This is a genomic window from Ruegeria marisrubri, from assembly GCF_001507595.1.
GTDB lineage: Bacteria > Pseudomonadota > Alphaproteobacteria > Rhodobacterales > Rhodobacteraceae > Ruegeria > Ruegeria marisrubri.
The window spans coordinates 398,359-420,423 of sequence record NZ_LQBQ01000012.1 but is presented as its reverse complement, the minus strand read 5'-3'; the positions used below and the strand labels follow the sequence as shown (position 1 = coordinate 420,423).

The 22,065-nt window shown below is 64.1% G+C and carries 22 protein-coding genes; 13 read left to right on the top strand and 9 right to left on the bottom strand.

Translation table 11 applies throughout. The annotated features are described in order from the left end of the window. Positions 1–94: 94 nt before the first annotated feature. From AVO45_RS09055 to AVO45_RS09030, 6 genes are all read right to left on the bottom strand, one after another. Positions 95–2,458: a xanthine dehydrogenase family protein molybdopterin-binding subunit gene (locus AVO45_RS09055; RefSeq protein ID WP_068346111.1), complete on the bottom strand. Its 2,364-nt coding sequence runs from the start codon at positions 2,456–2,458 to the stop codon at positions 95–97. Between the two features lie 85 nt (positions 2,459–2,543). Next, positions 2,544–3,029: a (2Fe-2S)-binding protein gene (locus AVO45_RS09050; RefSeq protein ID WP_068346108.1), complete on the bottom strand. Its 486-nt coding sequence runs from the start codon at positions 3,027–3,029 to the stop codon at positions 2,544–2,546. Between the two features lie 110 nt (positions 3,030–3,139). Continuing rightward, complete coding sequence (locus AVO45_RS09045; RefSeq protein ID WP_068346106.1) at positions 3,140–4,156, bottom strand: molybdopterin-binding protein; 1,017 nt, start codon at positions 4,154–4,156, stop codon at positions 3,140–3,142. Next, complete coding sequence (locus AVO45_RS09040) at positions 4,153–5,121, bottom strand: XdhC family protein (RefSeq protein ID WP_068346707.1); 969 nt, start codon at positions 5,119–5,121, stop codon at positions 4,153–4,155. Before AVO45_RS09040 ends, AVO45_RS09045 begins: the two co-directional genes overlap by 4 nt. A gap of 142 nt (positions 5,122–5,263) precedes the next feature. Then, complete coding sequence (locus AVO45_RS09035; RefSeq protein ID WP_068346104.1) at positions 5,264–5,854, bottom strand: DUF6691 family protein; 591 nt, start codon at positions 5,852–5,854, stop codon at positions 5,264–5,266. A gap of 3 nt (positions 5,855–5,857) precedes the next feature. Beyond that, complete coding sequence (locus AVO45_RS09030; RefSeq protein ID WP_240482103.1) at positions 5,858–6,424, bottom strand: YeeE/YedE thiosulfate transporter family protein; 567 nt, start codon at positions 6,422–6,424, stop codon at positions 5,858–5,860. A gap of 205 nt (positions 6,425–6,629) precedes the next feature. On the opposite strand from AVO45_RS09030, the gene AVO45_RS09025 reads away from it, so the two are divergent. Beyond that, the gene (locus AVO45_RS09025) at positions 6,630–7,133 is read left to right on the top strand and encodes a hypothetical protein (RefSeq protein ID WP_068346703.1); all 504 of its coding nucleotides are present in this window, start codon (positions 6,630–6,632) and stop codon (positions 7,131–7,133) included. A 3-nt stretch (positions 7,134–7,136) separates the two neighbouring features. Here AVO45_RS09025 and AVO45_RS09020 read toward each other — a convergent pair whose 3' ends face one another. From AVO45_RS09020 to AVO45_RS09010, 3 genes are all read right to left on the bottom strand, one after another. Next, a complete protein-coding gene (locus AVO45_RS09020; RefSeq protein ID WP_068346102.1) occupies positions 7,137–8,393 on the bottom strand; it encodes a vWA domain-containing protein in 1,257 nt (418 codons plus the stop codon). Between the two features lie 61 nt (positions 8,394–8,454). Beyond that, a complete protein-coding gene (locus AVO45_RS09015; protein WP_068346100.1) occupies positions 8,455–9,363 on the bottom strand; it encodes an AAA family ATPase in 909 nt (302 codons plus the stop codon). A gap of 90 nt (positions 9,364–9,453) precedes the next feature. After that, positions 9,454–9,906, bottom strand: a complete 453-nt coding sequence (locus AVO45_RS09010; RefSeq protein WP_157770130.1) for an SRPBCC family protein — start codon at positions 9,904–9,906, stop codon at positions 9,454–9,456. A 118-nt stretch (positions 9,907–10,024) separates the two neighbouring features. Between AVO45_RS09010 and pyrC the strand changes: the two genes are divergently transcribed. From pyrC to AVO45_RS08950, 12 genes are all read left to right on the top strand, one after another. Next, positions 10,025–11,062: a dihydroorotase gene (pyrC, locus tag AVO45_RS09005; RefSeq protein WP_068346095.1), complete on the top strand. Its 1,038-nt coding sequence runs from the start codon at positions 10,025–10,027 to the stop codon at positions 11,060–11,062. A 68-nt stretch (positions 11,063–11,130) separates the two neighbouring features. Continuing rightward, positions 11,131–11,808: an orotate phosphoribosyltransferase gene (locus tag AVO45_RS09000; RefSeq protein ID WP_068346093.1), complete on the top strand. Its 678-nt coding sequence runs from the start codon at positions 11,131–11,133 to the stop codon at positions 11,806–11,808. Positions 11,809–12,007: 199 nt separating this feature from the next. Beyond that, a complete protein-coding gene (locus AVO45_RS08995) occupies positions 12,008–13,498 on the top strand; it encodes a replicative DNA helicase (protein ID WP_068346091.1) in 1,491 nt (496 codons plus the stop codon). 236 nt (positions 13,499–13,734) lie between these two features. After that, the gene (gene alr / locus AVO45_RS08990) at positions 13,735–14,769 is read left to right on the top strand and encodes an alanine racemase (protein ID WP_068346089.1); all 1,035 of its coding nucleotides are present in this window, start codon (positions 13,735–13,737) and stop codon (positions 14,767–14,769) included. After that, positions 14,766–15,548, top strand: coding sequence for an MlaE family ABC transporter permease (locus tag AVO45_RS08985; protein ID WP_068346087.1), 783 nt, complete (start codon positions 14,766–14,768; stop codon positions 15,546–15,548). The genes alr and AVO45_RS08985 overlap by 4 nt, the downstream gene beginning before the upstream one ends. After that, positions 15,545–16,291 (top strand): ABC transporter ATP-binding protein, encoded by a 747-nt coding sequence (locus AVO45_RS08980; protein WP_068346085.1) that lies wholly within the window; start codon positions 15,545–15,547, stop codon positions 16,289–16,291. Before AVO45_RS08985 ends, AVO45_RS08980 begins: the two co-directional genes overlap by 4 nt. 96 nt (positions 16,292–16,387) lie before the next feature. Further along, on the top strand, positions 16,388–16,840 hold the full coding sequence (locus tag AVO45_RS08975) for a paraquat-inducible protein A (protein WP_068346083.1): 453 nt from the start codon (positions 16,388–16,390) through the stop codon (positions 16,838–16,840). Positions 16,841–16,989: 149 nt separating this feature from the next. Next, positions 16,990–17,772 carry a DNA repair protein gene (locus AVO45_RS08970; RefSeq protein WP_068346081.1) on the top strand — a complete coding sequence of 261 codons (783 nt, stop codon included), beginning with the start codon at positions 16,990–16,992 and terminating at the stop codon, positions 17,770–17,772. Between the two features lie 145 nt (positions 17,773–17,917). After that, a complete protein-coding gene (gene radA, locus AVO45_RS08965; protein ID WP_068346701.1) occupies positions 17,918–19,282 on the top strand; it encodes a DNA repair protein RadA in 1,365 nt (454 codons plus the stop codon). A 43-nt stretch (positions 19,283–19,325) separates the two neighbouring features. Further along, the gene (locus tag AVO45_RS08960) at positions 19,326–19,901 is read left to right on the top strand and encodes a CvpA family protein (RefSeq protein WP_068346079.1); all 576 of its coding nucleotides are present in this window, start codon (positions 19,326–19,328) and stop codon (positions 19,899–19,901) included. A gap of 251 nt (positions 19,902–20,152) precedes the next feature. Next, a complete protein-coding gene (gene purF / locus AVO45_RS08955; protein WP_068346699.1) occupies positions 20,153–21,613 on the top strand; it encodes an amidophosphoribosyltransferase in 1,461 nt (486 codons plus the stop codon). Positions 21,614–21,796: 183 nt separating this feature from the next. Continuing rightward, a complete protein-coding gene (locus AVO45_RS08950; RefSeq protein WP_068346697.1) occupies positions 21,797–22,045 on the top strand; it encodes a hypothetical protein in 249 nt (82 codons plus the stop codon). Positions 22,046–22,065 lie beyond the last annotated feature (20 nt).

Below are 22,065 nucleotides of genomic sequence, written 5' to 3'. Positions count from 1 at the left end.
TCGCTTTCCTTTCCGAAGAGCTCCGATCCGCTCTTCATCTGGCTGAAAATATCCCGGGGGTCCGGGGGCTGGCCCCCGGTCCCGCACCATCCGCTTATCCGTTCATCGCCGCCCAGACGCGCGATGGGCTGACCGGCATGTCGATGTGATCGACAGTCTTGCCGCCCGACTGCAGCGCATCGATGACCGCGTTGACCACCGCCGGCGGAGACCCGATCGCCCCGGCCTCGCCACAGCCCTTCACGCCCAGCGGGTTGTGGGTGCAGGGCGTCTGGCTGGAATGGTCCACGGTGTAGAACGGCACGTCATCGGCGCGCGGCATCGCATAGTCCATGTAGGATGCGCTCAGCAACTGGCCGTTCTCGTCATAGACGCAGTTTTCCAGCAGCGCCTGGCCGATGCCCTGACCGATGCCGCCATGCACCTGGCCGTCGACGATCATCGGGTTGACGATGTTGCCGAAGTCGTCCGCCGCCGTGAAGCGCTCGATCGTCACCTTGCCGGTTTCGGGGTCGACCTCGACCTCGCAGGCATAGGCGCCTGCCGGGAAGGTGAAGTTCGCCGGATCGTAGAAGGCGGTCTCCTCCAGCCCCGGCTCGATATCCTCGAGCGGGAAGTTGTGCGGCACATAGGCCGTCAGGGTGACATCCCCCCAGGCCACCGACTTGTCGGTGCCGGCCACGGTGAACTGGCCGTCCTTCAGCTCGATATCCGCCTCGGAGGCTTCCAGCAGGTGTGCCGCGATCTTCTTGGCCTTGTTGATGATCTTCTCGGTGGCGCGGACCATGGCCGAGCCGCAGACCGCCAGCGAGCGCGAGCCATAGGTGCCCATGCCGAAGGGGATCTTGGAGGTGTCGCCATGCACGATCTCGACCATCGATTCGTCGATGCCGATCATCTCGGCCACCACCTGCGGGAAGGCGGTCTCGTGCCCCTGCCCGTGGCTGTGGGCCCCGACCATGACGCTGATCGTGCCGGTGGCGTTCACCCGCACCGTCGCGGCATCGTAAAGCCCAGCGCGCGCGCCCAGCATGCCGACGATGTTCGATGGCGCGATGCCGCAGGCCTCGATGTAGCAGTTCACGCCCAGACCGCGCAGCTTGCCCCTGGCCTCGCTTTCCGCGCGCCGAGCCGGGAAGCCGGCGATGTCCGCCGCGGCCTCCAGCTTGTCCATCGTGCCGTTGTAGTCGCCGGTGTCATAGGTCAGCGCGACCGGCGTGTCATAGGGGAACTCGGTGATGAAGTTCTGGCGGCGCAGCTTGATCGGATCGACGCCCAACTCGCGCGCGGCCTTGTCGATGACGCGCTCTAGCTGGAAGGTCGCCTCGGGCCGCCCGGCGCCGCGATAGGCATCGACCGGCACGGTGTTGGTGAAGATCGCCTTCACGTTCACCTGGATCACCGGCGTCTTGTAGTTGCCGGCCATCAGCGTACCGTGCAGCCAGGTCGGAACCGAGCTCGAAAACGTCGACAGATACGCACCCATGTTGGCGAGCGTATCGGTCCGCAGCCCGACGAAGTTGTTGTCGGAATCCAGCGCCAGTTCGATCTTGGTCACGTGGTCCCGGCCCTGCGCGTCGGACATGAAGGCCTCGCTGCGGCTGGCGGTCCATTTCACCGGCCGGTTGCAGGCCTTGGCGGCGAAGGTGCAGAACGCCTCTTCGGCATAGTGGAAGATCTTGGTGCCAAAGCCGCCCCCCACGTCCGGCGCCACGACGCGGACCTTGTGCTCGGGCAGGCCGAGGACGAAGGCGCACATCAGCAGCCGGATCACATGCGGGTTCTGTGAGGTGGTATAGAGCGTGTATTCGTCGGTGCCCCGGCTGTATTCGGCCACGCAGACGCGCGGCTCCATCGGGTTGGCGACCAGACGGTTGTTGGTCAGCTCCAGCGTGGTGACGTGGGCCGCGTTTTGGAACACCTCGTCAACCTTGGCGTCGTCGGTTTCGCCCAGCACCCAGTCGTAGCAGATGTTCGAGGTCAGGTCGTCGTGAACCTTGGTGGCCCCGCCCTTGGCGGCCTCTCTCATGTCGACGACCGCCGGCAGTTCCTCGATATCGAAGGCGATGGCCTCGGCGGCGTCGCGGGCCTGTTCGAGGCTGTCGGCCACCACGGCGGCGATCGGGTCGCCCACATGGCGCACCTTGCCCTGGGCCAGGATCGGATGCGGCGGTTCCTGCATGGGCTGGCCGTGGCGGTCGGTCACCTGCCAGCCGCAGGGCATGCCGCCCACGCCTTCGAAATCCGCACCGGTGAACACGCGGACCACGCCGGGCATGGCCTCGGCATCCGCGGTGTCGATGCTGTTGATCCGGCCATGCGCGATGTCGGATCTCAGGAAATAGACATACGCCTGACCATGAATGTTGATGTCGTCCGTATAATTGCCCGCTCCGGTCAGAAAGCGCACGTCCTCGCGGCGCTTGGAACTGGCTCCGATGCCACTGTCTTTGGGCATTGCTTGTTCTCCTCCCATTGGAAATGCGTGCAGGCACGCACCCTACATCAGGCCCCGGGCGCACCGTCTGCGCGCCCATGCGGCATCATTCGGCGGCGATGGCTCCGACATCCTGTCCGGACGCCGCCATGATCGCCTTGACGATGTTGTGATAGCCGGTGCAGCGGCAGATGTTGCCTTCGAGATATTCGCGAATCTCGGCCTCGGTCGGCTTTGGATTCTCCTTGAGAAGCGCCGCCGCAGACATCACCATGCCGGGCGTGCAGAAGCCGCATTGCAGGCCGTGATGTTCCTGAAACGCCTGCTGGATCACGTTCAGCGACCCATCGGGGTTGGCCTGCCCTTCGATGGTGCCCACCTCGGCGCCATCGGCTTCCACGGCCAGCATGTTGCACGACTTGACCGATTCACCGTTCACATGCACCACGCAGGCGCCACACTGGCCCGTGTCACAGCCCACATGGGTTCCGGTCAGTGACAGGTGATCGCGCAGAAAGCTGGACAGCAGCGTCCGCCCCTCCACGTCACCGCTCACGGACTTTCCGTTCACGGTCATCGAGACCTGTGCCATGAGATCCTCCCTTTTGGTTTTCTTCCCTCGGGAGGGAGTTAAGCATGGCGACTCTCGTTTGAGAACAGGTTTCTTCGAAGATTAGACTAAGGTCTAACTTGTTTCCCCGGCTACGAAATGGAACGGCTGCGCGATTTGCCCGCGCGCGGCTGCGGCCGGGTCGGGATTTCCTTGAGCAGACCGCCCACACCCATCGCCGCGATGTCCGCGCCTGTGGTCTCGACACCGCAGGCCACGCGGGACAGAACCCAGTCGGCACCGTTGAGCGCCGGAGAGCGCGCGCAACCGGGCAGGCCGATGACCGGGCGTTCGCCGACCTGCCCGAGGAACAGCAGATTGCCGGGATCGACGGGCATCCCGAACCGGTCCACGCGGCCCCCGGCCTGACGCACGGCGCTGGGGCCGACGTCATCGGGGTCCGACGTGGCCGAGCCAGTCAGGATCATCACCAGGTCGCCTTTGACCTCGGCAATCGCCTCGGCCAGTTCGCCGGTCCGGTGCGGCACGATGCGGGTGTCGGCCAGTTCCATGCCCAGCGCCTCGACCCGGCCGCGAATGGCGGCGATGCCCTTGTCGTTCGACGGGCCGCCGGGGATCTCGGTGACGACGAGCCCCGCCGTGGCATGGCGGGCGGGCAGCAGCCGGATCGCGCCCCGGGCCGCTTCCGAGGCCCGATCCACATCGGCGCGCGGAACGGCGTAGGAGATCACCTTGATCGTCGCCACCATGCCGCCTTCGCCCATCTGCTGATATTGCGGGACGGTGGCGACGGTGATCATCGGATGCACCTGGTTGAACCGCTCGATGGCGGCGACATCGAGTTCCACCACGCCGGGGCCATCCGCCAGGATGTTGACCCGGCCGGTGAAGGGCTCGGTCACGCGCAGGTTGGCGGCTGCAGGATCGGGCACCAGTGCCCGGGCCAGCAGGCGGGCGGCCTCGTCCTCGTGGCAGTCCCCCGGCTCCATCCGGGCGACGATCACCTCGGGGATGCCCGCATCGGCCAGCAGCTCGAGATGCTCGGCCTGCAAGGTCATGCCCTTGCGCAGCTTGCGCGATCCGGCCTTGACCGAATGCGCAAGGATCGCGCCCTCGGCGTCGGAGAGGGGGACGGGGCCGAACCTCATGCCTTGCCCCGCAGAACGGCGGTCATCTCGGCCAGGATGGAAACGGCGATCTCCGCCGGCCCCGCCGCGCCGATATCCAGCCCGATCGGCCCGTGGATCCGGGCGATCTGCTCGTCGGAGAACCCGCGTTCTTTCAACCGCGCCACGCGCTTGGCATGGGTCCGGGTCGAGCCCAGCGCGCCGATATAGAACACGCCGGCGCCAATCGCGGATTCGAGCGCCGGGTCATCCAGCTTGGGATCATGGGTCAGCAGCACCAGCGCCGTGCGGGCGTCCAGCCCCAGCTTGGTCACGGCCTCATCAGGCCAGTCGGTCATGATCGTCTCGCCGGGAAAGCGCGTTTCCGAGGCAAAGGCTTCGCGCGGGTCCACGATCACCGGATCATAGCCTGCAATCCGCGCCATCGGCACCAGCGCCTGCGCGATGTGAACCGCGCCCACCACGATCAGCCGCAGCGGCGGGTTGTGGACGGCGACGAAGGTCTGGCCGTCTTCTTCAAAACCCGATCGGTCCATGCGCATCCGCTCGGGGTAGGCATTGCGGCGCAGCGCACGGTGGCCGGTCGCAAGGTTCACCTCGTAGGCCAGCGCCTCGCGCCGGGCCCGGGCCTCGACCAGTTCGGCCAGCATCTCTTCGGGCAGGACCGAACCCACCGGCTCGACCAGCACCCGGATGGTGCCGCCGCAGGCCAGACCGACGGCAAAGGCGTCCTCGTCGCTGACGCCGAATTCCAGCAGCCGGGCCTCGCCCTCGTCGATGGCCTCGAGCGCCTCGACGATCACCGCGCCCTCGACGCAGCCGCCCGAGACCGAGCCCTCGATCCGCCCGTCGCCGCCGATCACCAGCTGAGAGCCGACACGGCGCGGCGCGCTGCCCCAGGTTTCGACCACCGTGGCCAGCGCGGCGCCCTTGCCGTTCCGATGCCAGCGCAAAGCGGTTTCCGGACTGTTGTCAAATCTTTCCATCGAAGCCTCCCGGGTGACAGGCACCAACATAGGGAGGTTTCACGCAATGAAAAGCGGCCCGGCGGGAACACGAAACGCCGGGCCGCGACGCGTGGCGGGGAATGATAGCGCGAAACGCCACGCGAAACTTGTGGATCGCGGATTACTCCGCCGGTTGCGCCTGCGCGGGTTGTCCGACCAGACGTTCCGGCAGGGCAAAGGCGACCGCGATGAAGGCCAGCCCCAGCACGATGCCAAGGATGTCACCCGGCAGGGCGGTCAGACCTTCGTATTTGGCGCCGGGGATGGTGCCCAGGGTCACCTTGCCGCCGGCGATCTTGTCGAGCAGGCCCGAGGCTTTCCACGAGGGATAGGTGACCATGTAGGCCGCCGCCCCAAGCAGGCCGCCCGCGATGAAGAACAACGCATCCTTGCGGCCCGAAGCCGCCGCCACGACGCCGGTGCCGGGGCAGTAGCCCGCGATGGCCCATCCGGCGCCCAGCAGCAGGCCGCCGATGAACACGCCCACATAGGCGGTTTTCACCGACATGTGGCCAACATCGACAAGGCCCAGCATCTGGCCGCCGAACATCAGGACCGAGCCGGTGCCGATGGCCAGCAGGATCGCCTTGGCCAGGCTCAGGTCGGTCAGGTTGAGCATCTTGTTGATGATGGTCGGGTTCGAGGCCCCTACCCGGTCAAGAACAGCCCCAAAGGCGGCACCGATCACCAATGCGAGAAGAATCGAGGTCATGGGTCAGGCCTCCTTTTTGAACATCATCATCGAGACGGGAATGGCGGCAAGGAAGGCGCCGGCGGCGAAGATGTAGCCGCTCAGCGCGGTCTGCATCATCCCCGACATCATGTGGCCCGAGGTGCAGCCCCCGGCCAGGCGCGCGCCGTAGAGCACGATGAACCCGCCGAGGAAGGCCGCGGCGTAGCGCTTGGCCGGGCTGCCCCCGAAATTGGCGCGCCACAGGGCGGGCACGCTGCGGTCCTCGCGCGGGATGCCGCCGCGGGCCATGGCCGACACGAAGCCGCCGATCATCATGGCGATCACGAAGACGAAGGAATAGTTCAGCGGGTTGGCGACCGACTTGGCGTATTTGCCGCCCGACTTCGCCAGGTAGGCGTTGGTCGAGGTATAGCCTTCGTCGGTCTGGGTGACGAGTTCGGGATTGACGGCGTCGGCGATGATGCCGTCGAGGATGACGAACTGCGTCGAGACGCCGATGGGCTTGACCAGCAGGACGGCAGCAAAGAACACCAGTCCCAGCAAAAGCCCCCCGGTTTTCCAGTTCAAGGGCATGGCGATTCCTTTCATGCAGATTGCATTTCATATTCCGAATATATTATGCGTTCTCATTTCGGCATGATCCAGATCAAACTGGGGGCGCGGATTTTCGGGCGTTGTTATCCCCGAGGCACGGCTGTAGCCTGCGCGCGCGGTCGGCCGGATTTGCGAAACATTCGGGCTTTGGATGGATCGATTTGGCCGGACTGTGCATTTTCAGAAAGGAGACAGGGATTTGAAACGCTTTCTTGCAATTGGGACAACAACCCTCGGACTGCTTGCTTCGACTTCCGCATGGGCGGACAATTTTCTGCGCTATGGCGAGGTCGATGGTTGGAAGGTCTATGTGGATCAGGACAAGAAGTCCTGCCTGATCGAGGCCGTCGATGGCGCCGAAAACGTGGTCCAGATGGGCCTGACAAAGGATCGCGGCGTGGCCTATGTGGGCGTGTTCACCAAGGCCGAGACCGACATCAAGAAGGGCGACACCGAGGGCGTCGGCATCATGCTGGGCGACAAGCTGTTCGTGGGCGAAGCGACCGGCATGCGCGGCAACATCACCAAGGGTTATTCCGGCGGCTATGTCCTGACCGACGATCCCGACTTCGTCGATGCCATTGCCAATGAAAAGGTGATGGCCGTATTCCCCGAAAAATCCTTTGGTTTCACCGTCGATCTGACCGGCACCAAGAAGGCCATCGAGATGGCCCGCGAGTGCAACGCCAAGCAGACTCAGTGACCTTCAGGCGGAAAGCGCGGCGATCAGTCGTGCTTTCTCGCCCACGTCGTCGGGACGCGAGATTGCCTCGGCCAGTTCCTCGAGCGACGCGATCGAATGACCCGCGCGGAAACTGTCCACATGCGGCAGCATCGCCGCGACCCCGCGCGCCTTGGGCGCGAAACCGTCCCATCGCAGCAGCGGGTTGAGCCAGATCAGGCGGCGCGAAGAGAGGTGCAGCCGCTCCATCTCGTGCGCCAATCGGTCAGGGTCGCCACGGTCCAGCCCGTCGGTGATCAGAAGCACCACCGCCCCCTGCCCCATGACCCGGCGCGACCAGTCGCGGTTGAACTCGTGCAGGCACTCACCGATCCGGGTGCCGCCTTCCCAGTCCTGCGCCTCGGCCCCGGCGGCGGCCAGCGCCGCGTCCACGTCGCGCTGATGCAGGTGGCGGGTGATGTTGGTGAGCCGCGTGCCGAAGGTAAAGGCGTGCACCTTGGCCCAGCCGGCCCCCTTGGCGTTGGAAACGGCGTGCAGGAAATGCAGGATCACCCGGCTATACTGGCTCATCGAACCCGAAATGTCGCAGAGCACCACCAGGTTGGGCCAGCGCGGGCGGGGCTGCATTCGCGCAATGTCGCGCAGTTCTCCCCCCTGGCGCATGGCGTTGCGCAGCGTCCTGGCGCGGTCGATACGAAGCCCAAGATGGCTGGCCTGCCCCCGGCGTGACGGAATCGGCTTGACCGGCAGAGACAGCCGCACGAGCATCCGTTTGGCCTGCGCCATCTCTTCGGTGCTCATCTGTTCGAAATCCAGCGAGCGCAGCCGTTCCTCGGTCGAGGCGGTGAGCGAGGCGTCCACCTCGATCTCGGAGCCTTCCTCCTGTTCCTCGAACTCGGGCAGGTCACGCTCGACGCCATCCAGCAGCGCCTCGGCCGCGCGTTTTTCGCCGGCTTGCGCTGCGCGTTCTTCCTGCACGCCGCGGATGGCGGGCAGCATCATCGACATCATGTGTTCGAGATAGCGTGGATCGCGCCAGTAGAGGCGGAAGATCTGGGCAAAGACCGTGCGATGCTCGGGGCGGCTGACGAAACAGGCGTGCAGGGTCCAGTAGAAATCGCGCCGCTCGGTGAACCCCGCCGCCTCGACCGCGCGGATTGCGTCGATCACCCGGCCGGTTCCGATCGGCAGGCCCGCCTTGCGCAGCGCGCGGGCGAAATGGGTGATGTTCTGCACCAGCTTAGGGTTTTCGGGGATATCGAGCGGGAGTTGTTCGGCCATGGTCACGCCGATTGGGGGCGCTGCCCCCAAACCCCCGGAGTATTTGGAAAAAGATGAAGCATCAGGCGGGCTCGAGCGATGCCCTGGCCTGATCGAGGATGCGCTTGGCCTCGGAGCCCTGAAGCTTCTGGATGTCGTCCTGGTATTTCAGGATCGCGCCAACCGTGTCGCCGATCACCTCGGGGCTGAGGTTGATCACGTCGAGCGCCAGCAGGCACTTAGCCCAGTCGATGGTTTCGGCGACGCCGGGTTTCTTGAACAGATCCTCGGTGCGCAACTGCTGGACGAAGGCCACGATCTCGCGGCTGAGGGTCTCCGCCGCCTCGGGAGCGCGGGCGTGCAGGATCTCGACCTCGCGCTCGAAATCCGGGTAATCGACCCAGTGATACAGGCAGCGGCGCTTGAGCGCGTCGTGCACCTCGCGCGTGCGGTTGGAGGTCAGGATGACGATGGGCGGCTCGGGGGCCTTGATGGTGCCGATTTCGGGGATCGTGACCTGGAAATCGGACAGGGCTTCGAGCAGGAAGGCCTCGAAGGGTTCATCCGTGCGGTCGAGCTCGTCGATCAGCAGCACGGGCGGGCCGAGCGGGTCAGGCTCCATCGCTTCCAGCAACGGGCGGCGGATCAGGTAGTCACCGCTGAAGAGTTCCTCTTGCAATGCCTTGCGGTCGGAACCGCCTGCCGCCTCGGCGGTGCGGATCGCCACCATTTGCGCCGGGAAGTTCCATTCGTAGACGGCCGAGGACGCATCCAGACCTTCGTAACACTGCAGCCGGATCAGGCGACGGTTCAGGCCAGCCGCCAGCGCCTTGGCGATCTCGGTCTTGCCGACGCCGGCCTCACCCTCGAGAAACAGTGGGCGGCCAAGCTTGAGCGCCAGGAACACGACGGTGGCAAGCGCACGGTCGCAGACATAGCCCTGGGCGCCCAGCATCTCTTGCACGGCGTCGATGTTTTGCGGCAGATCCATTTCTCTTCCTCCTGTTGCGCCCAACAGGTCACGGCTGACCCGGCGCGTCAAGTCCGCATGGCCGCGGCCGGAACGGTCGGACGGCATTGGTCATTCTGGCTGCTCGGCCAACCTTCGCAACAGGCGCAGGCGGACGTGATGTCGCCAGCGATGCGTGAGCCATAGCCACATCGCGACCAATGGCGCCGCCCAGCCTGCTTCGACTTCGATCCTGTCCACCAGTTCCGCAGAACCTTCCCCGCTGGGATGCACTTCGAGCATGTGGACGAGGTGAGAGCCCATGCCTGTCTCGTCCGAGGTCATGACATGCTGGCTCCCCGCGCATTTGGTCACCACGATCTTGTAAGGGCGCGCAGGGAAAAGACCGAAAAGGGACATGTCCACGTCTATGACCTGCCCTTCGCGCACCGGACCCGACGGAAGGTGATCAAAGCGCATCCAGGGTTTTGTCACCGCTTCGAGCGTATCGAGATCCGTTACCAGCTCGAACAGCCGGTCCGGATCCACAGGATAGACATGCCTGAAGGTCAACGTGCGTTTCACGACTCTCTCCCTGACCTGCAGCCTGCATTGGTGCGGCACCCCTTGGAACCGCGCAAATTGCCTCGCCCCCTGGCCGTGGGGCTTTCCCGCGTGGCAAGCCTGTGATAGCGGGTGCCGCATGACCCAAAGCCTCACGATCCGCCGCCCCGACGACTGGCATCTGCACCTGCGCGATGGCGACATGTTGCAGGCCGTCCTGCCCGAAACCGCCCGCCATTTCGCGCGCGCGATCATCATGCCGAATCTGGTGCCGCCGGTGGTGACCGGGGCACAGGCCGCCGCCTACCGCGACCGGATCATGACGGCGCTGCCCGAGGGCATGTCCTTCGAGCCGCTGATGACGCTGTATCTGACCGAGGACACCGACCCCGCAGACGTGGCCGCCGCCCATGCCAGCGGATTGGTGAAGGCGGTCAAGCTGTATCCGGCCGGGGCCACGACGAATTCGGCCTCTGGCGTGCGCGACTTCGAAAAGGTGCGGGGCGTGCTGGAGAAGATGGCCGAGATCGGCCTGCCGCTCTGCGTGCATGGCGAGGTCACGGATGCCGAGATCGACATCTTCGACCGAGAGGCGGTGTTCATCGACCGGGTTCTGGACCCGATCCGCAAGGCCACGCCGGGTTTGCGCGTGGTCATGGAGCATATCACCACGTCGAACGGGGTCGACTACGTGCGCGCCAACGAGGCCGATCTGGGCGCCACGATCACCGCGCACCACCTGATCATCAACCGCAACCACATCCTGGTTGGCGGGATCAAGCCGCACTATTACTGCCTGCCCGTCGCAAAGCGCGAGGAGCACCGCCTTGCACTGGTCGCCGCCGCCACCTCGGGCGACGCGCGGTTCTTCCTCGGCACCGACAGCGCGCCGCATACGGACGCCAACAAGGAGATGGCCTGCGGCTGCGCCGGCTGCTTCACCGCCACCAACACCATGTCGCTGCTGGCCGAGGTCTTCGAACGCGAAAACGCGCTGGACAAGCTCGAAGGCTTTGCCTCGCTGCATGGCCCTGCCTTCTACCGCCTGCCGGTCAACGAAGAGACGATCACTCTGACCAAGGGCGAGCCGGTGACCTACCCAGCCAAGATCGAAACCGGCGATGGCCCCGTCACCGTGTTCGACCCTGGCTTCCCGCTGCATTGGCGCGTCGCCTGACTTCATCTTTTCGACAAATACTCCCGCCGGAGGCTCCCGCACTCTCCGCCCAGACCAAGGATTTGAGGATGATCCCTGCCAGTTTCCCCGAAAAATCGGAAATCGCCCGCCTGACCGCGCGGATGCTGCTGGAAATCAAGGCCGTGCATTTCAACGCGCGCGAGCCCTTCACGCTGGCATCCGGCCTGCCCAGCCCCACCTATATCGACTGCCGCAAGCTGATCTCGTATCCGCGCATCCGCTCGGCGCTGATGGATTTCCTGACCGTCACCGTCATGCGCGACGCAGGTTTCGAGGCCTTCGACAACATCGCCGGCGGCGAGACCGCGGGCATCCCCTTTGCCGCCATGGTGGCCGAGCGTATGGCCCTGCCGATGACCTATGTGCGCAAGAAGCCCAAGGGCTATGGCCGCAACGCCCGGATCGAAGGCGCGATGAGCGAAGGTCAGCGCGTGTTGCTGGTCGAAGACCTGACCACCGATGGAGGCTCGAAACTGTCCTTCGTCGATGCGATCCGCGAAACCGGCGCCAGCTGCGGCCACACGGCAGTGATCTTCTATTACGGCATCTTCCCGGAAACCGAGAAAACGCTGGGCGATCATGGGGTTCAGTTGCACTACCTCTGCACCTGGTGGGATGTTCTGGCCGAGGCCAAGGCACAGGGTGCCTTTGACCCGGAAACGCTGGATGGGGTCGAAGCCTTCCTGAACGACCCACGCGCCTGGCAAGAGGCGCACAAGGGCTGACGCAGGGTCAGGTGGGGCGGCAGTCCGTCCCGCCTATTCAGCAGATCGGCGACCGCCACAAGATGTTGACGCCGTCCCTTTCCACCCTGCAATATGATGGGGCGGGAAGATATGCACAATCTATCCCCAGAAACATACAATTTGCACCGACTCGGGACGTGCGGTTATGACCCGGACCCGAGGGGTGGTTAGAGCAGCAATGAACGAGATCCGCAGTTTCGAGCAGGCACCAGCCGAGATTCAGAACCCAGACACGATGCCGCATTCGGTCGAGGCCGAACAGCAATTGCTGGGCGCGATCCTGACCAACAACGACCTCTATGACCGGGTCGCCTCGATCATCGGGGCCGAGCATTTCTATGACCCGGTCCACGCCCGCATCTACGAGGTGGCGGCCGCCCGCATCGCAAAGAACGCACTGGCCTCTCCGGTCACGCTCAAGTCGTTCATGGCCGACGACGAGGGGCTCAAGGAACTGGGCGGCCCCGCCTATCTGGTCAAGCTGGCCGGCGCCTCGATCAGCGCCTTTGCCGTGCGGGACTATGCCCAGATGATCTATGACCTCGCGATCCGGCGCGAGTTGATCCGGCTGGGCCGCGACATCTCGGACAAGGCTGCGCGGGTGGATGTGGCAAGTGAACCGAAAGAGCAGATCGTAGAAGCAGAGCAGAAACTCTATCAACTATCCGAGCAGGGCCAGACCGAGTCGGGGTTCAAATCCTTTCTGAAGGCCGTCACCGAGGCCGTGAACGTCACCAACGAGGCCTACCAGCGTGGCGGCGGCATGGCGGGAATCTCGACCGGTCTGGTCGATCTGGACAAGCAACTGGGCGGTTTGCACCCGTCCGACCTGATCATCCTTGCCGGTCGCCCCTCGATGGGGAAGACCTCGCTTGCGACGAACATCGCCTTCAACGTGGCCAAGGCCTACAAGCGCGGCATCAAGGCCGACGGGACCGAGGGCGCGATCGACGGCGGCGTGGTCGGGTTCTTCTCGCTGGAAATGAGCGCCGAGCAGCTGGCGGGCCGTATTCTGGCCGAGGCATCCGAAATCTCCAGCCACAAGATCCGCCAGGGCGACATGACCGAGGCCGAGTTCCGGCGTTTCGTCGATGCCGCCAAGGAGCTTGAGGCCTGCCCGCTGTTCATCGACGACACCCCCGCCCTGCCGATCAGCCAACTGGCCGCCCGTGCGCGACGGCTGAAGCGGACCCACGGGCTGGACCTGCTTGTGATCGACTATCTGCAGCTGTGCCGCGGCATGTCCGACAACCGGGTGAACGAGATCGCCGAGATCTCGATGGGGATGAAGGCGATCGCCAAGGAACTGAACATCCCCGTCATCGCCCTGTCGCAGCTGTCGCGTCAGGTCGAAAGCCGGGACGACAAGCGCCCGCAGCTGTCCGACCTGCGCGAATCCGGCTCGATCGAGCAGGACGCCGACGTGGTGATGTTCGTGTTCCGCGAGGAATACTACAAGGAACGCGAAAAGCCCGGCGATCACGAGCTGGAGAAGATGGAAGAGTGGAAGCAGGCGATGGAGCGGCTGCACGGCAAGGCCGAAGTCATCGTCGGCAAGCAGCGCCACGGCCCCATCGGCACGGTCGAGCTGGCCTTCGAGGCGCAGTTCACCCGCTTTGGCAACCTGGTGAAACCCTGGCAACAAGGCGGCCAGATCGAAGGCTATTGACGCCGGACTGCAAGCCGTGCCGGGATGTGAACGATCCCGCCCGATATCCCTTTTTGGAGCCGGTGCAAAAACAGTCCCAAGATTTGAGTGCCGTTACGGCAGCCGGCAATTCCGGGTTGCGTCGAGCCGTGTATCCTCGCGTTCCGCAGGGTCGAAACGGCCCGCAACTGGCACAAACCGGCATGTATGGCGGCTTTCCCTCTTGACCTGAGAAGCGCCGGTGTCATGAACAGGGCATGACCACCGCACGCCTGACGATCAACCTGCATTCCATTGCCCGCAACTGGCGGGCGCTCGACGCGATGACCGCCGCCGAGACGGCAGCCGTAGTCAAGGCGGACGCCTACGGTCTGGGCGTCGAGCCGGTCGCCGACGCGCTGGTCGAAGCGGGGGTCCGCAAGTTCTTTGTCGCCGTGGCCGAAGAAGGCGCGGCCGTACGCGAAGCCGTCGGCCCCGGCCCCATGATCGGCGTATTCTCGGGGCACATGGAAGGTGACGCGGAATTGCTGCGCAAGCATGGGCTGGTGCCGATGCTCAATTCGGCGCAGCAATTGAAACGGCACCTCGAGGCGCTTCCGGCTCATCCCTTCGGCATCCAGCTCGACACCGGCATGAACCGGCTGGGAATGGAGCCCGCAGACTGGGCGGAACTCAGGGACTTGGTGCTGGGCCAACACCCGGTTCTCATCATGTCGCACTTGGCCTGTGCGGACGAGCCCGACCATCCGATGAACGCGAAACAATTGCGTGCGTTCAAACAGATGACGGACGGAGTTCATGTGCCGCGGTCTCTTTCGGCCACGGGTGGCATCCTGCTTGGGCGCGACTATCACTTCGACCTCTGCCGCCCCGGCATCGGCCTGTATGGCGGCCTGCCCTACGAGGAGGCACGCCCGGTGGTCACCGTCGATCTGCCGGTGATCCAGATTCGCGATGTCGCGGTCGGCGAAACGGTCGGTTACGGCAACAGCTGGACAGCGCGTCGCCCGTCCAAGATCGCCACCGTTGCGGCGGGATATGCCGACGGGCTGCATCGCGCCATCGGTGGCGGCATAGACGCGTTCTCGGCCGGGCAGCCCTGCCCGGTGGTCGGGCGCATCTCGATGGACCTGATCACCGTCGATGTCACCGACCTCAAGGAAATGCCGACCTCGCTGCGCATCCTCAACGGTCATCAGACGGTGGATGATCTGGCCGAGGCGGCCGGCACCATCGGATACGAAATCCTGACCTCGCTTGGATCGCGCTATTCGCGGGGCTACGTGGAATGAGCCCCATCGCCTGGTTGGCCGGGCTGGGCCGCTCGGTTCTGACGCTGCTTGCCGTTTTCGGGCGTGTGACCCTGTTCGCGCTCGACGCCCTGTCTCACATCTTTCGCCCGCCCTTCTACCCGCGTGAATTCGCCGCGGCCCTGCTGCATATCGGCTGGCTGTCGCTGCCGGTCGTGGGGCTGACCACGATCTTTACCGGCGGCGCGCTGGCGCTGCAGATCTATGCCGGCGGCGCCCGTTTCAACGCCGAGGCCGTGGTGCCCCAGATCGTCGCCATCGGCATGGTGCGCGAGCTTGGCCCCGTCATGGTCGGCCTGATGATCGCGGCACGCGTCACCTCGTCGATCGCGGCCGAAATCGCCACGATGAAGGTGACCGAACAGATCGACGCGCTGGTCACCCTGTCGACCCACCCGATGAAATACCTCACCGCCCCGCGCATTCTGGCGGCCCTGATCACCGTGCCCGCTCTGGTGGCGGTTGGCGACATCATCGGCATCGCCGGCGGCTATGCGGTGGCCACGCAGAACCTCGGCTTCAACCCGGCGGCCTATCTGAAAAATACTGCCGATTTCCTCGAACCGCTGGACATCGTCTCGTCGCTGGTCAAGGGCGCGGCATTCGGGATGATCGCCGCGATCATGGGCTGCTATTTCGGCATGCATTCGGGCCGCGGCGCGCAGGGTGTGGGCCGCGCCACCAAAAGCTCGGTCGAGGCCGCCGCCGTGCTGATCCTGGCCGCCAATTTCGTTCTCACGGGGGTGTTCTTCTCGCTATGATCCGGATGGAGAACGTACACAAAGCCTTTGGCGACAATCACGTGCTGCGCGGCGTGAACCTCGAGATTCCGACGGGCACCTCGATGGTGATCATCGGAGGCTCGGGAACCGGCAAGTCGGTGGCGCTCAAATGCATTCTGGGCCTGATCAACCCGGACAGCGGCAAGATCTACGTCGATGGTCAGGATGCGGCAACCGGCGACCGTGATGCCTTTCTGGCCAAGTTCGGCATGCTGTTCCAGGGGGGCGCGCTGTTCGACTCGCTGACCGTCTGGCAGAACGTGGCCTTTCGCCTGTTGCGCGGGTCGCTCAAGCGCCCGGTGGACGAGGCCCGCGCCATCGCCATCGAGAAACTGCGGCGCGTGGGCCTGAAGCCCGACGTGGCCGACCGCTATCCGGCGGAACTGTCGGGAGGCATGCAAAAGCGCGTGGGCCTCGCCCGCGCCATCGCCGCCGAGCCCGAGATCATCTTTTTCGACGAACCCACCACCGGGCTGGACCCGATCATGGCCGGCGTCATCAACGAACTGATCCGCGAGATCGTGACCGAGATGGGCGCCACCGCCATGACCATCACCCACGACATGAGCTCGGTCCGGGCAATCGCCGACAACGTGGCGATGTTGCACGGCGGCAAGATCCGCTGGACCGGGCCCGTTTCCCGGATGGACGACAGCGGCGATCCCTATCTGGACCAGTTCATCCACGGCCGCGCCGAAGGGCCAATCGAGTCAGTACGGTAGTTTGCTGGCGCTGCCGCAGCAAATCCCGCTGTTTGCTTGTCTGTCTGGCCAACAGTTACTAGGTGGAGAGCATTGTTTTCGCAAAGGTTCTGCCAGATGCCCCTGCGCCTAGCCACGTTGTCTCTGCTGATCCTCTACCCCATCGCATGGTTCGCGCCTCTGATGAGGGCGGGGATATTGCCGATCTTCGGCCTGTCCGAGATCAGCGTCATCACCGGGTTGCAGGCATTGTGGGGATCGGACGTGTTCCTGGCGCTGGTGGTCACCGCCTTTGCGCTCTTCGCGCCCTATCTCAAGACCATCGGCCTGGCCTTGGTCCAGTGGGATCTGCTTGATCCACGGGTTCAGCCGGTTCTGCATCTTCTCGGCAAACTGGCCATGGCCGACATCTTTCTCATCGCGCTCTACATTACCTTGGCCAAGGGCATTTCTTATGTCACCGTCGAAACAGCCTGGGGCCTGTACCTGTTCACGGGCTGCATACTGGCCTCTTTCGTGCTGGGCCATATGACGGAAAGGCAACTACGGTCAGGAAATCTCTCGGCCTGATTGATCGGACAGGAAAACCTGAGTATCGTTTGCATATTCGAGCAGCCATGTGTTTTCAGTATCGGATCCGCCGCGGATCGACGTGATTGGTTCATTGTTTCTCCGCTTTGGATCCGGTTCAAAACCGGTTTCGAAAGGAGATGAGCGCTATGGCCTCGTTCCACCAACTTACTTTGCAGTTTCAAACGGTATTTCTTCGACTGACATTTTTTCTGATCTGCGCCGCCGCGCTATTCGCCGTGACGGCGACAACACTTTCCGCACTGGGCATCTGGCCCTGGCTGACACTGGAGGCCGGGTTCGGAGAAACAGCCTATCCGAACGCCGGGATGTTCGCCCAGATCGGACTGACCTGCCTGGTGTTGATGCTGGCCTTCTACCTGCCAGCAAATGGGCGGATCATGGCATTGGAGAACACGCATCGCAAATTCGACCTGCAGATGCAGGACATCGTTCACGCCTACCAGGTCGCCCACGCGGCGGATCGTTCCGGCGTATTCACGCTGGCCTCCGAGTTCGACGCGGTCAAAGAGCGGCTGGCCTATCTGCGCGACCACCCCGATCTGCAAGGTCTCGAACCGGAAGTGCTCGAGTTGGCCTCACAGATGAGCCAGATCAGTCACGAACTGGCCACGGTCTATTCCGACGCCAAGGTCGAGCGCGCCCGCGCGTTCCTGAAACAGCGGCAGGAAGAGATCGAACTGTTCAAGGACAGGCTGGAGGATGCTCAGATCATCCTGCACGAGCTCAGGCAGTGGACGCGCGACGTTGATATCGAAGAGTCGATCGCCAAGGCACAGCTGGGGCGGCTGCGGGATGAGTTGTTCGAATTGCTGCCCGAGCTTTCAGCCCAGCTGCGCTCTCCCCCCGACGGCGACGATCCCGCAGCGGCCAGCGTCATCGCCATGCAACCGCCTCGCGCCGCAGAGTGACAGGCCACCCAAGGCCCGACAGGGCCGTCAGGGCGGCCCGGTGCCGACGATGGCCCGCCGGGTCTGAGGAGGCGCCGCGCCACCGGCAGAGATGAAAGCCCGCAAGGGCTTGAAGAACTGCCAGCAGTCGGGCACCAAGGTGCTCATGGCAAAGACGAAATCCTTCTCCTGCTCCGCCTGTGGCGCGGCGCATTCGCGCTGGTCGGGGCGCTGCGACGCCTGTGGCGAGTGGAACACGATCACGCAGGACGTTCCGCTGTCTTCCGGCCCTGCATCGAAAACTCTGGGCGGCAGGCGCGGCCAGCCGGTCCGGCTCAGCGACCTCGCGGCTGACGAGGCGCCCCCGCCCCGCACGCAATGCGGCATGGCCGAACTGGACCGGGTGCTGGGTGGTGGGCTGGTGCCCGCCTCGGCCATTCTGGTGGGTGGCGATCCGGGCATCGGCAAATCGACCCTGCTGCTGCAGGCCGCGGCCCGGTTCGCCCGCGCGGGGCTCAAGACGATCTACGTCTCAGGCGAGGAAGCCAGCGCACAGGTGCGCATGCGCGCCCGCAGGCTTGGCCTGTCCGACGCACCGGTTCAGCTTGCCGCCGAGACCAATCTTCGCGACATCCTGACGACGCTCGAGGCCGAGAAACCCGGCCTCGCCATCATCGACTCGATCCAGACCATGTGGGCCGACAATGTCGACAGCGCGCCGGGCTCGGTCTCCCAGGTGCGCGCCGCCGCGCACGAACTCACTTCCTTTGCCAAGCGCCATGGTGTCTCGATCATCATGGTCGGCCATGTCACCAAGGAAGGCCAGATTGCCGGCCCCCGCGTGGTCGAGCACATGGTGGATACGGTGCTCTATTTCGAAGGCGAACGCGGCCACCAGTTCCGCATCCTGCGGGCCGTCAAGAACCGCTTCGGCCCCGCCGACGAGATCGGGGTCTTCGAAATGACCGGCGGCGGGCTGTCCGAGGTCCACAACCCCTCTGCCCTGTTCCTGTCGGAACGCGGCACCCCCAGCCCCGGATCGGCGGTCTTCGCCGGGATAGAGGGCACCCGGCCCGTTCTGGTCGAACTGCAGGCGCTGGTTGCGCCCTCTCCGCTTTCGCAGCCCCGTCGGACGGTGGTTGGTTGGGACAGCGGGCGTCTGGCGATGATCCTCGCCGTGCTCGAGGCGCGTTGCGGCATTCCGTTTGCGGGGCTCGACGTTTACTTGAACGTGGCGGGAGGGATGAAGATCTCGGAGCCGGCCGCCGACCTTGCCGTCGCGGCCGCCTTGCTCAGCGCCCGCGAGGATTCCGCCCTGCCCGCCGATACGGTTGTTTTCGGGGAAATCTCGCTCTCTGGCGCACTCCGCCCAGCGCCGCAAACCGAAAACAGGTTGAAAGAAGCACAAAAACTTGGTTTCTCGAAAGCAATTGCTCCGGCAGGAGGAAAAACCGGCACTGTGGCAGGACTGTCACTGACTCGCCCGTCTGATTTGGTCGGGTTTGTTGGCGAAACCTTCGGAGCAGGTTAAGATCGCCCCGCAAAGGGGCGGAAAACAACGACAGGCGAGGACCATGGAAGGCTTTACAATCATCGACGGGGTTGTCGCCCTGATCATAGTGGTGTCGGCACTGCTGGCCTATTCCCGAGGGCTGGTGCGGGAAACACTTGCAATAGCAGGTTGGGTCGCTGCGGCGGTTCTGGCCTTCATCTTCGCGCCCCAGGCGATGCCGCTGATCAAGGAAATTCCGGTCATCAACGAGTTCCTCGAAGGCAATTGCGAACTCTCGGTCATCACGGCCTTCGCTGCCGTGTTCGCCGTCGCATTGATCGTGATGAGCATCTTCACACCGCTGTTCTCGTCGGTCGTCCAGCGTTCGGCGCTTGGAGGTCTGGATCAGGCTCTGGGGTTCTTCTTCGGCGTGGCGCGCGGCATTCTCTTGGTCGCGATCGCCTTTTTCATCTACGATACGGTCATGACTGGCCAGAACTTCACCATCGTGGATGAAAGCCGCTCGGCCCAGGTATTTGCTCAGGTCAGCGAAAAGATTCAGGAACAAAACCCGGAAGAAGCCCTTGGATGGGTGACGCGGCAGTACGAGGAACTGGTCGGAAGCTGCAATGCGGATCAGCCTCAGCAGGACGGCTGAACTCTCTAGGAATTGACACAGGAAATGCCCGGTCACCGCGCCGGGCATTTTTCTTGCGGTCGCCCAACCAAACAGCCTGCCGAGTTGGCGAAAGCCCCCATCCGGGCGAAATGTGCAAGCAGGATGCGGCAATTCACCCGACCAGCGCCGCAACAATAATGCGTTCCTTTGATGACAGATGCGGCCCAAGGCATTATGTGAAGGCCAAATACGCCAAGGAATCGGAGCTGCCCGACTTGCAAAGCCCGCAGATGCCCCCCGCCCACCCGTTCGACGATGACAAACTCCGCGAGGAGTGCGGCGTTTTCGGCGTTATCGGCGTTCAGGACGCCGCCAGCTTCATCGCCCTTGGCCTGCATGCCCTCCAACATCGGGGGCAGGAAGCAGGCGGGATCGTCACGCACGACGCCGAAAAGGGTTTCAACTCGGTTCGTCGCTTCGGCTATGTGCGCGACAACTTCACCTCGACCGACATCATCGAAGCCCTGCCCGGATCGCTGGGGATCGGCCATGTTCGCTACTCCACCGCCGGCTCCAAGGGGCAGACGGCGATCCGTGACGTGCAGCCCTTTTTCGGTGAGTTCTCGATGGGTGGCGCGGCAATCGCCCACAACGGCAACATCACCAATGCCAACGCCCTGCGGCGCGAATTGATCGAGCGCGGCTCGATCTTCCAGAGCTCGTCGGACAGCGAATGCATCATCCACCTGATGGCGCGGTCGTTGCAGCGCAACATCCCCGAACGGATGGAGGACGCGCTGCGCCGGGTCGAGGGGGCCTTCTCGGTCGTGGCGATGACCCGCACCAAGCTGATCGGCGTGCGCGACCCGATGGGTGTGCGTCCGCTTGTGCTGGGCAAGTTGGGCGACGGCTGGTGCCTGTCGTCGGAAACCTGCGCACTGGACATCATCGGTGCCGAGTTCGTCCGCGAGATCGAGCCGGGCGAAATGGTGGTCATCAGCGCCGAGGAAGGCGTTCAGAGCAACTTCCCTTTCCGCCCGCAGCCGCCGAAGTTCTGCATCTTCGAGCATGTCTATTTCTCGCGCCCCGACTCGATCCTGGGCGGGCGTTCCGTCTATGAAACCCGCGAGGCCATTGGCCGCGAACTGGCCAAGGAAAGCCCGGTCGAGGCCGATCTGGTCTGCCCGGTGCCCGACAGCGGCACGCCGGCGGCGATCGGCTATTCGCTGGAATCCGGCATTCCCTATGCGATGGGGATCATCCGCAACCAATACATGGGCCGGACCTTCATCGAACCCACCGAGCAGATCCGCAACATGGGCGTGCGGCTCAAGCTGAACGTGAACCGCGCTCTGATCGAGGGCAAGCGGGTGATCCTGGTCGATGACTCGGTGGTGCGCGGCACCACCAGCCGCAAGATCAAGGAGATGATCCTGGACGCCGGCGCGAAAGAGGTGCATTTCCGCATCGCCTCGCCACCGACCGCCTGGCCCTGCTTTTATGGCGTGGACACGCCGCAGCGCGAAAAGCTGCTGGCCGCGACCATGACCGAAGAGGAAATGGCCAAGTATCTGGCGGTGGACAGCCTCAAGTTCATCACGCTCGATGGGCTTTATCGTGCGGTCGGCGAATCGCAGGGTCGTGACGGGAAGTGCCCGCAATATTGCGATGCCTGTTTTTCGGGGGACTACCCGGTCACCCCAGCAGATATGGTCGAACAGGGCTTCAAGATGCAGCCGGCAGCCAAATAGGGCGGGAAAACAATGGGATCGAAAAAAGGGGCGCCTGCCCCTTTTTTGTGCATTGGCAAGAGAGCGGCAGAACTCTGCCACCACGTTCTGGCCACCCTTTTCGTCGGGCGAGGCCTTTGATAGGCAGCAGCGGTTCCACCACCGGGAAAAAGGAACCGGGGCGCGATGCCCCGGGACGAAATCATGTCGAACTCCAAAGTGAATGGCGCGGCCACGCAGCGGGGCGCGCTGTCGAAGCACTCTGTTGCAGTCCTGGGGGTTTTCGGCCCCGCCAACAATCTCCGCGCCCTGGTGCGCCTTTCGGGCGGACGCATAAAGGAAGTGAAACCCGGCAGCCGGGTCGGCTCAGGCAAGGTCATCGCCATCGACGCAACGGGTGTGATGCTGCGACAAAGCGGCCAGACCAAGCGGATCACCATTCCTGGAAGCTGATCTTCTCTTGACGCTTGGCC